13 protein-coding genes and 1 pseudogene are annotated in these 13,583 nt (G+C 64.9%); 7 read left to right on the forward strand and 7 right to left on the reverse strand.

Annotated features, from left to right (window positions below):
- Positions 1-145 precede the first annotated feature (145 nt).
- From ACZY0Y_RS04880 to ACZY0Y_RS04895, 4 genes are all read left to right on the forward strand, one after another.
- The gene (locus ACZY0Y_RS04880; RefSeq protein WP_069951776.1) at positions 146-535 is read left to right on the forward strand and encodes a HesB/IscA family protein; all 390 of its coding nucleotides are present in this window, start codon (positions 146-148) and stop codon (positions 533-535) included.
- Positions 536-734: 199 nt separating this feature from the next.
- On the forward strand, positions 735-1,607 hold the full coding sequence (ctaC, locus tag ACZY0Y_RS04885; RefSeq protein ID WP_463956990.1) for an aa3-type cytochrome oxidase subunit II: 873 nt from the start codon (positions 735-737) through the stop codon (positions 1,605-1,607).
- A 10-nt stretch (positions 1,608-1,617) separates the two neighbouring features.
- Positions 1,618-3,342, forward strand: a complete 1,725-nt coding sequence (gene ctaD / locus ACZY0Y_RS04890; protein WP_463956991.1) for an aa3-type cytochrome oxidase subunit I — start codon at positions 1,618-1,620, stop codon at positions 3,340-3,342.
- Positions 3,339-3,740: a cytochrome c oxidase subunit 4 gene (locus tag ACZY0Y_RS04895; protein WP_463956992.1), complete on the forward strand. Its 402-nt coding sequence runs from the start codon at positions 3,339-3,341 to the stop codon at positions 3,738-3,740. The genes ctaD and ACZY0Y_RS04895 overlap by 4 nt, the downstream gene beginning before the upstream one ends.
- 106 nt (positions 3,741-3,846) lie before the next feature.
- Here ACZY0Y_RS04895 and ACZY0Y_RS04900 read toward each other — a convergent pair whose 3' ends face one another.
- Positions 3,847-4,140 (reverse strand): HPr family phosphocarrier protein, encoded by a 294-nt coding sequence (locus ACZY0Y_RS04900; protein WP_463884657.1) that lies wholly within the window; start codon positions 4,138-4,140, stop codon positions 3,847-3,849.
- Positions 4,141-4,327: 187 nt separating this feature from the next.
- On the opposite strand from ACZY0Y_RS04900, the gene ACZY0Y_RS04905 reads away from it, so the two are divergent.
- Positions 4,328-5,095 carry a GntR family transcriptional regulator gene (locus ACZY0Y_RS04905; protein ID WP_202129191.1) on the forward strand — a complete coding sequence of 256 codons (768 nt, stop codon included), beginning with the start codon at positions 4,328-4,330 and terminating at the stop codon, positions 5,093-5,095.
- Between the two features lie 139 nt (positions 5,096-5,234).
- On the opposite strand, the gene qcrB is transcribed toward ACZY0Y_RS04905, so the two are convergent.
- The 4 genes from qcrB to ctaE form a co-directional block, all read right to left on the reverse strand.
- Positions 5,235-6,914, reverse strand: a complete 1,680-nt coding sequence (qcrB, locus tag ACZY0Y_RS04910; protein WP_463884659.1) for a cytochrome bc1 complex cytochrome b subunit — start codon at positions 6,912-6,914, stop codon at positions 5,235-5,237.
- Positions 6,892-7,962 carry a cytochrome bc1 complex Rieske iron-sulfur subunit gene (gene qcrA, locus ACZY0Y_RS04915; RefSeq protein WP_463884660.1) on the reverse strand — a complete coding sequence of 357 codons (1,071 nt, stop codon included), beginning with the start codon at positions 7,960-7,962 and terminating at the stop codon, positions 6,892-6,894. Before qcrA ends, qcrB begins: the two co-directional genes overlap by 23 nt.
- A gap of 101 nt (positions 7,963-8,063) precedes the next feature.
- The gene (gene qcrC, locus ACZY0Y_RS04920; RefSeq protein WP_463884662.1) at positions 8,064-8,849 is read right to left on the reverse strand and encodes a cytochrome bc1 complex diheme cytochrome c subunit; all 786 of its coding nucleotides are present in this window, start codon (positions 8,847-8,849) and stop codon (positions 8,064-8,066) included.
- A gap of 86 nt (positions 8,850-8,935) precedes the next feature.
- Positions 8,936-9,610, reverse strand: coding sequence for an aa3-type cytochrome oxidase subunit III (ctaE, locus tag ACZY0Y_RS04925; RefSeq protein ID WP_463884663.1), 675 nt, complete (start codon positions 9,608-9,610; stop codon positions 8,936-8,938).
- A gap of 112 nt (positions 9,611-9,722) precedes the next feature.
- On the opposite strand from ctaE, the gene trpD reads away from it, so the two are divergent.
- Positions 9,723-10,781 (forward strand): anthranilate phosphoribosyltransferase, encoded by a 1,059-nt coding sequence (gene trpD / locus ACZY0Y_RS04930; RefSeq protein ID WP_463884664.1) that lies wholly within the window; start codon positions 9,723-9,725, stop codon positions 10,779-10,781.
- Positions 10,782-10,832: 51 nt separating this feature from the next.
- Here trpD and ACZY0Y_RS04935 read toward each other — a convergent pair whose 3' ends face one another.
- Positions 10,833-11,114: an Lrp/AsnC family transcriptional regulator gene (locus ACZY0Y_RS04935; RefSeq protein WP_144670379.1), complete on the reverse strand. Its 282-nt coding sequence runs from the start codon at positions 11,112-11,114 to the stop codon at positions 10,833-10,835.
- Between the two features lie 97 nt (positions 11,115-11,211).
- Positions 11,212-11,652: a DUF3054 domain-containing protein gene (locus ACZY0Y_RS04940; RefSeq protein ID WP_463956993.1), complete on the reverse strand. Its 441-nt coding sequence runs from the start codon at positions 11,650-11,652 to the stop codon at positions 11,212-11,214.
- Positions 11,653-11,841: 189 nt separating this feature from the next.
- On the opposite strand from ACZY0Y_RS04940, the pseudogene ACZY0Y_RS04945 reads away from it, so the two are divergent.
- Positions 11,842-13,580, forward strand: a pseudogene (locus ACZY0Y_RS04945) (GTP-binding protein); the annotation flags it as partial.
- Between the last annotated feature and the right edge of the window lie 3 nt (positions 13,581-13,583).

A 13,583-nucleotide genomic window follows, 5' to 3' on the forward strand; every position in this document is an offset into this window, starting at 1 on the left:
GGGGGGGGGGGGGGGGGGGGGGGGGGGGGGGGGGGGGGGGGGGGGGGGGGGTGGGGGGGGGGGGGGGGAGGAGTGTAGTGGGAGGGGGGGGGGGGGGGCCTCGAAGCCCCCCCCCCCGCCACCACTGTCGATAAGAAGGTAGGCCATGAGCACTACAACCAATGAAAACAGCGCCGACACCACCGCCACGGCGGGCGGGGAACTGGCCACGCACGAGGTCAAGCTGACCGACGTCGCCGCCGGCAAGGTCCGCAGCCTGCTCGAGCAGGAAGGCCGCACCGATCTGCGCCTCCGCGTGGCCGTGCAGCCCGGTGGTTGCTCTGGCCTGATCTACCAGCTGTACTTCGACGAGCGGCTCCTCGACGGCGACGCCGTCCGCGACTACGACGGCGTTGAAGTTGTTGTCGACAAAATGTCCGTTCCGTACCTCAGCGGTGCCAGCATCGACTTCGAGGACACCATCTCCAAGCAGGGCTTTACGATCGACAACCCCAACGCCGGCGGCTCCTGTGCGTGCGGTGATTCCTTCCACTAAGGCCGGGCAATCTGCCCGGCCTTAGTGCCGCAGGATCCATAACGAGCGGGCCCGTCAAAAAGGTTCCGACGCACGGCGCGGACATGTGGGCGAAACCTCGCGGGGAGCGGTAAGCTCTACACCGAGTAGTAAAACTTTTCGTGTGCCTTGACCGTCATTTTGCGGCCCGGGCAACAGCAACAAGTAGGAAGGGCCGTCTGTGAGTTCGCAGAACCGAACCGGCAGCCGACGCAAACAGATCACTACGATCACTGGCTTGGCACTCGCCGGCGCGTTGGCTTTGACTGGATGTTCACCAGAGGTACAGAAAGGGTGGCTGCCCACTGAGCGTGGCACCACCAACCACACTGACCGCATCATGGACCTCTGGGTCAACTCATGGATTGCCGCTCTGGTCGTGGGTGTCATTACCTGGGGCCTCATGATCTGGTGCATCGTCGCTTACCGGCGCCGCAAAGGCACCGTCGGGTTCCCCCGGCAGAACAGCTTCAACCTGCCCCTCGAGGTCTTCTACCTGACGATCCCGCTGTTCATGGTCCTGGTGTTCTTCTACTTCACCGACCGTGACCAGCAGGCGATCGACAACCGCGCTGTGCCCGCCGACGTCGTCGTTGACGTCCGCGGCAAGCAGTGGGCATGGGACTTCAACTACAAAAAGGGCGACGTCATCCGCGAGGATGTCCACGAAGCCGGAGTCCAGGCCCACCTCACCGGCGAGGCCGTGGACAAGGAAAAGCTGCCCACCCTGTACCTTCCGGTCAACAAGTCGGTTGACGTGGAGCTTAACGCCCGCGACGTCATCCACTCCTTCTGGGTTCCCGCCTTCCTCCAGAAGCGCGACATGATCCCCGGAAAGACCAACTACATCAGGTTCACCCCCACCAAAGAGGGAACCTACGACGGCAAATGCGCCGAACTCTGTGGCGAATACCACTCCGAAATGCTGTTCCGCGTGAAGGTCGTTTCCGACGCCGAGTTCCAGGCACACCTGGAGAAGCTGCGCCAGGACGGCAACACGGGACTCCTCGGCGAAGAGTACGACCGCAACCCGGCCCCGACCGAAACCAAGTAAGGGGAGCGACGTGGCAACTACCTATTCCCAGCCCACCGGGATCCTTGAGGCTCCCGTAGTACCGAAATCCAAGGGACGCATCGTCGTCAACTGGATCACCACGACCGACCACAAGACCATCGGGTACATGTACCTGATCGCGTCCTTCGTGTTCTTCTGCTTCGGCGGAGTCATGGCGCTCCTGATCCGCGCCGAACTGTTCGAGCCCGGAATGCAGATCCTGCAGACCAAAGAGCAGTACAACCAGCTGTTCACCATGCACGGCACCGTGATGCTGCTGATGTTCGCGACACCGCTGTTCGCCGGCTTCGCCAACGTTATGATGCCGCTGCAGATCGGCGCACCCGATGTCGCCTTCCCGCGGCTGAACGCACTGGCCTTCTGGTTCTTCCTCTTCGGCTCGACGATCGCCGTGTCCGGCTTCATCACCCCGCAGGGCGCGGCATCGTTTGGCTGGTTCGCGTACGCGCCGCTGTCCAACACGACGTTCAGCCCGGGCGTGGGCGGTGACCTCTGGGTCTTCGGCCTGGCGCTCACCGGCTTCGGTACCATCCTTGGCGCGGTCAACTTCATCACCACGATCATCTGCATGCGGGCCCCGGGCATGACCATGTGGCGGATGCCGATCTTCACCTGGAACATCCTCGTCACGTCCATCCTGGTCCTGATGGCCTTCCCGCCGCTGGCAGCTGCACTGTTCGCCCTCGGCGCGGACCGCCGCTTCGGAGCCCACATCTTCGACCCGGAGAACGGCGGCGCCGTCCTCTGGCAGCACCTGTTCTGGTTCTTCGGGCACCCCGAGGTCTACATCATCGCCCTGCCGTTCTTCGGCATCGTCTCGGAGATCTTCCCGGTCTTCAGCCGGAAGCCGATCTTTGGCTACAAGGGCCTCGTTTACGCGACCATCTCCATCGCCGCCCTGTCCGTGACCGTGTGGGCGCACCACATGTACGTCACCGGCTCGGTCCTGCTGCCGTTCTTCTCCTTTATGACGATGCTGATCGCCGTTCCGACCGGAGTGAAGTTCTTCAACTGGATCGGCACCATGTGGCGGGGCTCCCTCACCTTCGAAACCCCCATGCTGTGGAGCATCGGCTTCCTGGCGACGTTCCTCTTCGGCGGCCTGACCGGCATCATCCTGGCCTCCCCGCCGCTGGACTTCCACGTTTCCGACTCCTACTTCGTCGTCGCGCACTTCCACTACGTGGTGTTCGGTACCGTCGTGTTTGCGATGTTCGCCGGCTTCTACTTCTGGTGGCCGAAATGGACCGGCAAGATGCTCAACGAGCGGCTGGGCAAGATCCACTTCTGGATGCTGTTCCTCGGCTTCCATGGCACTTTCCTCATCCAGCACTGGCTGGGCGTTGAGGGTATGCCGCGCCGCTACGCGGACTACATGCCGCAGGACAACTTCACCTGGATGAACCAGTTCTCCACGTACTCCTCGTTCCTGTTGGGTGCCTCGCTGATCCCGTTCTTCTGGAACGTCTATATCACCTGGCGCAGCAACGAGCGGGTCGAAGTTGATGACCCCTGGGGCTTCGGCGCCTCCCTCGAGTGGGCAACCTCCTGCCCGCCGCCGCGCCACAACTTCACCTCGCTGCCGCGGATCCGTTCGGAGCGTCCTGCCCTGGACCTGCACCACCCCGAGCTCTCCCAGTCATACACCGTCGATTCTCCTGCCCCGGCAGCAGCAGCGCTCGGTAACGCCGACCAGAAGGACCAGGCCCAGTGAAAATCGAATCAAGGCTGTTCGGATACGGAGCCTTCTTCTTTGTCCCGATCGCCATCGTCTATGGTGTTCTGACCAACTGGACTGAGCCGGTAGGCTACCTCGCGCTCCTGCTGGTCGCTGGCCTCGCTGGCATGGTCGGCGCCTACCTCGCCTTCACGGCGAAGCGCGTCGGGATGCGCCCCGAGGACCGCAGCGACGCTGAGATCCACGAGGGCGCCGGCGAGCAGGGCCACTTCAGCCCGTGGAGCTGGTGGCCGCTGGTCCTCGGCCTGGCCTCCGCCGCAGGATTCCTCGGCCTGGCCATCGGGTTCTGGATCGTCTACATCGCCGGCGGGCTTGCGCTCGTTGGCCTGGTCGGCTGGGTCTACGAATACAGCCGCGGAGACCACGCACACTAGCGTCCGCAAGGACACATACTCATCAACTACGACGGCGGGCCCCACCATTTGGTGGGGCCCGCCGTCGCTGGTGCGTCAGGAGAGGCCCTGGGGCGGCCTGTGCCGCTTATCGGGACCGGGCGGATTCCAGCACGTCCTTGAGGACGTCCAGGGCTCTCTCGACGTCGTCAGGGCTGTAGCGGGCCGGGACGGCCTCAAGGGCAACGGCGAGCTTCACCACGCAGCCGCAGTGGAAATCCTCGGTCATGACTTCGAGCAAGGACCGGGCATCCACTCCATGCCGGCCGTCCTTGCTGATGGTGACGGGCAGCCCGGTTTCATGGACAGCGCGGACAAACAGCGCCGCGGGCCGTGCGTGCAGTCCGATGGTGGCCTGGACGATTGCGGTCCGAACTGGCAACGGGACTCCCTTGTCTGTAGGAGGGGTTTTCCGCCGGGGGAGACCGGCGCATTTAAGCCTAGCCGCGGCCGGCTTCCCGGGCGAACCAAGACGCCGGACTGGTCTAGACCTGAACCCGGCGTGGTTTAACCTTGAGGTATGACTCCTTCCCGTAGGCAGCGCAGTGGCACCCTCTGACGCGGCCTGCATGGCCGGCGAGATTGACCGGCACAACGGTACGCCCATCTATGTCCAGTTGAGGGAAATCCTCCGGGCCCACATTGTCAGTGCCTGCCCGCCGGGTTCTGCCCTGCCCTCGGAGCGGGATCTCGCTGAACGATTCGGCCTGGCCCGGATGACCGTCCGCCAAGCCATCGATGCCCTCGTCGGCGAGGAAGTCATCGAGCGTGTGGTGGGCCTGGGCACCTTCGTCCGGAAACCCAAACTGGACCTGCAGGTCAAGCTGACCTCGTACAGCGAGGAAATGCAGCGCCGCGGCATGGTCCCGGCGGCGAAGGTCCTCAGCTTCGAGCAGATCGGTGCCAGCGCTTTCCTGGCCCGGGAACTCCAGCTGGAGGAGGGGACGCCGCTGGTGCGGTTCCGCCGCCTGCTCCTGGCGGACAACGAACCCATGAGCGTGGACGAGAACTTCATCCCGGCCCACCGGGTGCCCGGCCTGCTCGACGGCGAACCGCCCACCTCGCTCTACAACGTCCTGAGTGAACGCTACGGACTGGTGATGGAATGGGGCGAAGACATGATTGAGGCGACCGCGGCGTCGCCGTCGACGGCCCGTCTGCTCAATGTCGAGGTGGGGTCGCCGCTGCTGAAGATCCAGCGCCACGCCTTTGTGGCGCGGGCCATGGTGGACTACTCGGTGTCCTACTACCGGGCCGACCGCTACAAGCTCTGGGTGCCGCTGCAGCGCCCCGGCGTCCGCCCGACTCGGAACTACGCCACGGGCTACCGCCCCTGACACCAACGCGGGGTCAGCTACGGCCCATCCGGGGGCCCGGGATGGGCGCTGGCTGACCCCGCGTTGGTGTGTGGTGCCGGGGGATGCAGAAAGGCCCGGTCCTGGTGGACCGGGCCTTTCTGGTGTTCACTGCAGACGCTTAGTGGCTGAGCGTCTTCTGGGTATCGCCGGACTCAATAGCCTCGTGGACACCTTGGTGGCCGTGGGCCGCCGCAAGCTCAGCGGGCGTTGCCGGGGCGACCCGGTCCTCGAAGAACCACTGGGAGAGCTTCGCGCGGCGCTTTTCCTTCTTGTCCACGACACCATGGGCGTTCGGCTCCGCAGGAAGGGGCGACGGCGACTCGAAGCCAACCAGCTTGTAGCGCTTGTACTCATCCAGCGGCGCGTGGACCTCGATGAACTCCCCGTGCGGCAGGCGCACAATGCGGCCGGTTTCACGGCCGTGCAGGGCAATTTCGCGGTCCTTGCGCTGCAGGGCCAGGGCGATGCGCTTCGTCACGATGAAGGCAATGACCGGGCCGACGAAGAACAGGGCACGCAGCCAGTAGGTCACATCGTTCAGCGACACGTGGAAGTGCGTGGCGATGAGGTCCGAGCCGGCAGCTGCCCACATGACGCAGTACCAGACAAAGCCGGCCATGCCGATGGCGGTACGCGTCGGAGCGTTCCGCGGACGGTCCAGGACGTGGTGCTCACGGTTGTCCTTGGTGATCCAGCGCTCGATCCACGGGTAGGTGAACATCACGGTGAAGAGGATGCCTGCAGGCACCAGGGCCGGGAGCAGGACGTTGAAGGTGAAGACGTGGCCGAACCAGATCTGCTCGATCTTCCAGTCTCCGATGATGCCCGGCATCAGGCGCAGGGCGCCGTCAACGAAGCCGATGTACCAGTCAGGCTGGGTGCCCGCCGACACGGGGGAGGGATCGTAGGGCCCGTAGTTCCAGATCGGGTTGATGGTGAAGAAGCCGGCCATGAGTGCGACGACACCGAACACGATGAAGAAGAAGCCGCCGGCCTTGGCTGCGTAGACCGGGCCAAGGGGGTAGCCGACGACGTTGCCGTCGTTGCGGCCCGGGCCGGGGTACTGGGTGTGCTTGTGCACCACCACCATAAAGAGGTGCATCACGATCATCAGGAGGATAAGCGCCGGAACCAGCAGAATGTGCAGCATGTACAGGCGGCCGATGATGGCCGTGCCGGGGAACTCTCCGCCGAAGAGGAAGAACGAAATGTACGTTCCGATGACCGGGATGGACTTGATCACGCCGTCGATGATGCGCAGGCCGTTGCCGGACAGCAGGTCATCGGGAAGCGAGTAGCCGGTGAAGCCGGCAGCCATCGAAAGGATGAGCAGCACGCTGCCCACCACCCAGTTCATTTCGCGTGGCTTGCGGAAGGCGCCGGTGAAGAATACGCGCAGCATGTGCACCGACACCGAGGCCACAAACAGCAGCGCGGACCAGTGGTGGACCTGGCGCATGAACAGGCCGCCACGGACATCGAAGGAGATGTTCAGGGAGGAGCTGTACGCCACGGACATTTCGACGTTCTTCAGCGGCGTGTACGAACCGGCGTAGCGCGTCTCCGCCATGGACGGATCAAAGAAGAATGTCAGGAAGGTGCCCGAGAGCAGCAGGATGACGAAGGAGTACAGCGCCACTTCACCAAACATGAACGACCAGTGGTCCGGAAAGACTTTGCGGCCGAATTCACGCAGGATCCCGGAACCGCCGACGCGCTCGTCAACGAAGTTGGTGATACGGCCGCCCTTGGTCTTGGCGACGAAGGCGGGGGCATTAGGCGTTGATGTTGCGCTCATGCTCATCACGCTCCCAATAGCTAGGTCCAACAGGTTCATGGAAGTCGCTGGTGGCGACCAGGTAGCCCTCGGCATCTACTGCGATTGGCAGTTGGGGGAGAGGACGGCTGGCCGGGCCAAAGATAACCTTGCATTCCTGGGTCAGGTCAAAGGTTGACTGGTGGCACGGGCACAGCAGGTGATGGGTCTGCTGCTCGTACAGGGCAACAGGGCAACCAACGTGGGTGCAGATCTTCGAATATGCAACGATCCCGTTGTAGCCCCAGTCCTCACGGCCAGCGGAAGGGTTGAGGGACTCGGGGTTCAGGCGCATGAGCAGAACGACGGCCTTGGCCTTTTCGTTCAGCTTGCCTTGGTGCAGTTCGTTCAGCCCTTCCGGGATGACGTGGAACGCCGAGCCGATGGTGACGTCCGAGGCCTTGATGGGGGTGCCATCGGGGTCGCGGGTGAGCCGCTTGAGCTTTCCGTCCTGGGGTGCCCACATGGTGTGGGCCAGTGCGTTGTCAGGACGCGGACCCAGGTCACCGAAGACGGCGAGGGCCGGCAGGGGAGCCAGCGCCACGGCGCCCAGAAGGGTGTTGCGGATCAGCGGCCGGCGCTTGATGCCCGTTTCCTCGACAATATCGTCGACGATCCGGACGGCGGCAAGGCGGTCTTCCTCGGTGCGGATGGCATGACGCTCTTCCGAGACTTCATGGTCCGGCATGAGGGCCTTCGCCCAGTGCACGATGCCGGTGCCGATGCCGAGCATCGCAAAGGCGGTACCGATGCCGAGCAGCGCGTTCTGCAGCCGGATCGTCGCGATCGCGGTGTCATGGCCCAGATCGATGGCAAAGTAGGCCACCAGGAAAATCAGGGTGCCAACGACCGAGATCCCGAAAAGAAGGGCTACCTGCCGTTCTGCTCGTTTTGCGGCCTTCGGGTCCGTGTCGGCCAGGCGCAAACGATGCGGAGGAATTCCAGGATCCTGGAACTTCTCCACCTCATTCTGACCAGCCGTAGCTACGGTGCCCGAGTGGTTCGGACTGCCGTCACTATGGTTGCCCATAATTCGCCTCATCCCTCTCTCGTCTCGGCGAGTGCCGAGTTAGCTTTCAATTCAAACTGCTGACGGGTCAGCAGAAAACTCTTACAGGTGCAACAGGTGGGCTAGGACGTCCGGGACGTCAGCCAGATGGTGAAGGCGATGATGACGCCGAGGCCGGCGATCCAGACAAACAGGCCTTCGGACACCGGGCCCAAAGAACCCAGATCCGCGCCACCGGGTGAACCGTTGGCTTCGATCTGCTTCAGGAAGGTGATGATGTCACGCTTGCCTTCGGGTCCGACGTTGGCGTCGCTGAAGACCGGCATGTTCTGCGGGCCCGTGACCATTGCTTCGTAGATGTGCTTGCCGGAGACGTCGGCGAGGGCCGGGGCGAACTTGCCCCGGGTCAGCGCGCCGCCGGCGGCAGCAGCGTTGTGGCACATGGCGCAGTTGGTGCGGAACAGCTCGCCACCCTTGGCGGCGTCGCCCTTTTCATCAAGGACACCTGCCTCGGGAATGGACGGGCCCGGGCCGAGCGAGGCAACGTAAGCGGACAGCTGGTGGGTCTGCTCCTCGTTGAACTGGGCGGGCTTCTTGTAGGCCTGCGGGCCGTTCATCTGCATGGGCATGCGGCCGGTGCCAACCTGGAAGTCAACGGCGGCAGCGCCGACGCCTACCAGGGACGGTCCGGCTTGGGACCCGCTGGCCCCCATGCCGTGGCAGGTGGCGCAGTTGGCGGCAAAGAGCTTGCCGCCTTCCTCTGCGTCATTTGCGCTGAAGCTGGTGGTGGCCTTGGCCTGGTTGACTGTGGTGGCAACGGCGTACAGCCCACCAGTGACCAGGAGGCCCATCAGCAGAAGTGCAATTGCTGCCAGTGGGTGACGTCGCTTCTGCGAGAGTGCCTTCACGTGGTGGTTCCTTTATTCGATCGTGCGTTGGCTCCGGGAGCCGCTTCTTGAAATTCTGCCTCTTGTAGAAAAAGAGTCAAGTCTTGCTACTTGAGGACGTAGATGACCAGGAAGAGGCCGATCCAGACGACGTCGACGAAGTGCCAGTAGTACGAGGTGACGATCGCGGAGGTTGCTTCGAAGTGGCCGAACTTCTTCGCTGCGAAGGAGCGGCCCATGATGAGGAGGAACGCAACCAGACCGCCGATAACGTGCAGGCCGTGGAAGCCCGTGGTGATGTAGAAGGCCGAACCGTAAGCGTTGGAGGAGAGCGAGACATGCTCGGAAACGAGCATGGCGTACTCAGTCGCCTGGCCGGCCACGAAGACGGAACCCATGATGAATGTCACGGTGAACCATTCGTTCATACCCCAGCGGGTGAAGCTGAGGCGGCCGCCGCTTCGACGCGGCTGAAGCCGCTCGGCGGCGAAGACGCCCATCTGGCAAGTAAAGGAACTTGCCACGAGGACAATCGTGTTGACGAGCGCAAAGGGAAAGTTGAGCTTGGCTGTCTCTTCGGCCCACATCTGTCCGGAAGTCGAACGGAGTGTGAAGTACATGGCAAAGAGACCGGCGAAGAACATCAACTCACTGGACAGCCAAACTACGGTTCCAACAGAAACCATGTTCGGGCGATTCAGCGTCGGGTGCGCCGGGGTACTGGGGGCATGGGTCGAAGATGTCACATAGACATTATGTCTATAAAACTCCCTCCTGCCCAACGCAAACCGCGTTTTGCGGGGACTTTTTCTACAAAGACGCGAATTCGCGCGGAAAAGTTCCCGGACCGGTTCACATTGGTCTTTGCGGTGCGCACCTCGATAGCATCAGAACGTGACTTCTCAGGCATCTGCACAGGCGGCAGTCAACACGTGGCCGCGGCTCATCAAGGCACTCATCGACGGGACGGATCTCACGACCGGCAACACGGAGTGGGCGATGAACTCGATCATGTCCGGGGAGGCGAGCCCGGTTCAGGTTGCCGGGTTCCTCGTAGCGCTGCGGTCCAAGGGTGAAACCGTCGAGGAACTTGTTGGCCTGGTCGAGGCGATGGTCGCGAATGCGAGCCCCATTGAGATAGCAGGGCAGAAGCTGGACATCGTGGGAACCGGCGGGGACCAGCAGGACACGGTGAATATTTCCACCATGGCTGCCCTGATCGCGGCCGGTGCCGGTGCGAAGGTGGTTAAGCACGGCAACCGCGCAGCGTCCTCGACCTCCGGGTCGGCCGACGTGCTTGAAGCCCTGGGGGTCCGGCTGGACCTGCCGATCCCCCGGGTTGCCCTCAACGCCGAAGAGGCCGGCATCACGTTCTGCTTCGCCCAGGTATTCCACCCCTCCATGCGGCATGCCGCCGTCGCCCGCCGCGAACTTGGAGTGCCGACGGCCTTCAACTTCCTGGGTCCGATGATTAACCCTGCCCATGTCCAGGCCTCGGCGGTTGGCGTCGCCAACGAGCGGATGGCGCCGCTGGTGGCAGGAGTGCTGGCCAAGCGCGGCAGCCGGGGGCTCGTCTTCCGCGGAAACGACGGACTGGACGAGCTCACCACCACCGGCCCGTCCCGGGTGTGGGAAATCCGGCACGGGGCAGTGAATGAGGAGATCTTCGACCCGCGCGAGCTGGGCATCCGGCAGGCAACCCTCGAGGAGCTCCGCGGCGGGGACGCCGCGGCCAATGCCGCCGTCGTGCGGTCCGTCCTCTCCGGTGCCCACGGTTCCGCGCGCGATGCCGCGCTGCTGAACGCCGCTGCCGGACTCGTGGCGTTTGACCTGGAGGCTGTCGGCCCGTTCACCGAGCGGATGGCCGCGGCGTTGAAGCGCGCAGAAGAGTCCATCGAGTCAGGTGCTGCCACTGCCGTGCTGGACCGCTGGGTCGCGCTCTCGCGCAGCTGAACCGCCAGCGGAAACGGCAGCCGGCGATCCCGGCCCCGCAGCCGCCGGGCCCTACTGTTCGAAGCCGAGGGCGAAGGCCGCGTCCAGGTCGTGCTGGGAGTAGGCCCGGAAAGCGATCTGTGTGGTGGTGTGGACAACGCCGGGAACCTTGGACAGCTTGTCCGCGATGGCGTCGGCGAGGTCCTCATGCTTCGGAACCCGCGCGATCGCGATGAGATCCCATTCGCCGGTCACGGAGTAGACCTCGCTGATGCCCTGGATGGCGGAGATTTCTTCCGCGGTCTCCGGGATACGGGAAGCGTCTGTCTTAATCAGGACGAAAGCGGTGACCACGTGTGAACCTTTCCGGATCTGTTGCGCCGTTGCCGGCCGAGTTCAGGCCCGGATGGTGCTCCGCGGGCCTCGGCCGTGTCCCTGCAAGCCTAGTCCATTACGCCTTGCTGCGGCGTGTGTTGAGCCGCCGGGCACCGGCGGCCACCAGCCGATACCCGAGCAGCAGGATTCCCAGGCTGATCAGCGCAACAATGACGAACGGCAGTACCACGGTTTGTCCGGTGACGGCCCGCAGGAGCATGCCGACCGTGACCGCACCAAGCCAGACTGCAACGCCTGCGGGCCAGAGGGCCAGCGGCGAGCGCCACAGCCGCAGGACCAGCCAGGACAGTGCCGCCCCAACGAGGAACGGCCAGGCAGTGGACAGCACCCCGCTGATGACGTCGCCGCGCTGATGGGCGTCGCGGCCGATGGCGGCGAAAATGAGGATCAGCGCGGCATCGGCGCAGGCGGCCAGCACTACGGACCGGCTTGCCCCCGGGCCGGGGGTGGGGCGGGTGCCTGCGGGGCGGGGGAGGGGAGGCGTTGCGGAAGGCATGCGTCCAAGCCTACGCCGGAAGCTGAGCCAGGCGTCAGGTCCGCTCCAGCCGCGGCGCTGCAGCAGCGGGGCTGGCGGTTGCGTCTTGCCGTCGGGACGTCCCAGGGTGTCAAATCCATGGAGACAGCCCACGCGGCCGGGAAGCTGGCGGCCCGGCCTGTTCCCGGCGATGCAACCCAGGAGGTTCCCATGCCTGCGAAAGACGCCAGGGTCCCGGCTAAGGCGGCCGCCCGGGGCACGTCCGAACTCCGGCGGGCCGATGCCTCCGGCACCCTGCCGCCGGAGAAGCCGGAGCAGATCCGGAATGTGGCGCTGGTTGGCCGCTCGGGATCGGGCAAGACCATGCTGGCCGAGGCGCTGCTTGCCGCAACCGGCGCGATTCCGCGCAAGGGGTCCATCACCGACGGCACCACCGTGAGTGACTCTGAGCCCGCCGCAGTCCACCAGCAACGATCCGTCGCTCTCTCCGTAGTGCCCTTGGTGGCGGGCGGCATCAAAGTGAACCTGCTCGATACGCCGGGCTACCCGGACTTCGTCGGGGAACTCCGCGCCGGGCTGAGGGCGGCAGACACGGCGCTGTTCGTCGTCTCGGCGGTTGACGACATCGATGCTTCCACCACGGCCCTGTGGGGCGAGTGCCAGCGTGCCGGGGTTCCGCGGGCCGTGGTGATCAGCCGGCTGGACCACCCCAGGGCGGACTTCGACGCCGCCCTTGCAGGATGCCAGCGGGCCTTCGGCGAGGGGGTCCTGCCGCTCTACCTTCCGGTCAGCGAGGGAGGCGGTATCACCGTTCTGCTGGGTTTGCTCGCGGACACCGTTTCGGGACAGACGACAGGCGACGCGCCGCCGGTGTACCGGAACGCTGACGACGTCGAACGTGCCGGCTCGGAGGCCGCCCGGGGCGCGCTCATCGAAGGCATCATCGCTGAAAGCGAGGACGAAACCTTGATGGACCGGTACCTCGGAGGCGAGGACATCCCCCCGGAAATCCTGGTCAGCGACCTGGTGACAGCAATCGCCCGGGGGTCCTTCCATCCGGTGCTCGCGACCTCCGCCGAAACCGGCGTCGGGCTGGCGGAACTCCTGGACGTGGTGACACGGGCCTTTCCTGATCCAACCGAACATGAGCGGCCGGCGGTATCCCACCCGGACGGCAGCCCGGCCGCCCCACCGGAGTGCGACCCTGCCGGGCCGCTGCTCGGCGAGGTGGTAAGGACACCAGCTGGTCCTCTGGTGCATGGGCGAGGCGCATGCGGACGTGGTCCTGGGCAGGCTGCGGGAGCAGGGCGTCAACCTGCAGACTGTCGACGTCGTCACACCCCCCCCTGCGCGAGACGTTCGCCGGGCCGGCTGCGGGCCACGGCCGGCACGTCAAGCAGTCCGGGGGACATGGCCAGTACTCCGTCTGTGACATCGCGGTTGAACCGCTGGAACGGGGCGGCGGCTTTGAATTCGTGGACAAGACCGTGGGCGGAGTCATCCCGGGACCCTTTGTCGCCTCGGTGGAAAAAGGTGTGCGGGCACAGATGCAGAAGGGGGTCTTCGCCGGCTTCCCGGTGGTGGACATCCGGGTGACCCTGCTCGGCGGCAAGGCCCACAGCGTGGACTCGTCGGATGCGGCCTTCCAGGCAGCCGGGGCGCTGGCGTTGCGGGAGGCTGCGGCGGCCGGGCGCATCCAACTGCTGGAGCCTGTTTCGGCCGTGACGGTCAGCGTTTCGGACGAACACGTGGGCGCGGTGATGAGCGACCTGTCGTCGCGCCGCGCGCGACTGACCGGGTCGACGTCGACCGGGGGAGACCTGACGGAAATCGCGGCCGAAGTGCCGGACCAGGAGCTGTTGCGGTACGCGATCGAGCTGCGGGCGCTGACCGCCGGGAGCGGCCGCTTCGACCGGAGATACCTGCGCCACGAACCGGTGCCCGCGGCCGCC

Source organism: Pseudarthrobacter kochi, from assembly GCF_055412805.1.

Excerpts from the sequence above, each read along its gene's own strand:
- qcrB (WP_463884659.1), bottom strand. The coding sequence starts at position 6,914 with ATGAGCGCAACATCAACGCCTAATGCCCCCGCCTTCGTCGCCAAGACC.
- ACZY0Y_RS04880 (WP_069951776.1), top strand. The coding sequence starts at position 146 with ATGAGCACTACAACCAATGAAAACAGCGCCGACACCACCGCCACGGCG.
- ACZY0Y_RS04905 (WP_202129191.1), top strand. The coding sequence starts at position 4,328 with ATGGCCGGCGAGATTGACCGGCACAACGGTACGCCCATCTATGTCCAG.
- qcrA (WP_463884660.1), bottom strand. The coding sequence starts at position 7,962 with ATGGGCAACCATAGTGACGGCAGTCCGAACCACTCGGGCACCGTAGCT.
- ACZY0Y_RS04940 (WP_463956993.1), bottom strand. The coding sequence starts at position 11,652 with ATGCCTTCCGCAACGCCTCCCCTCCCCCGCCCCGCAGGCACCCGCCCC.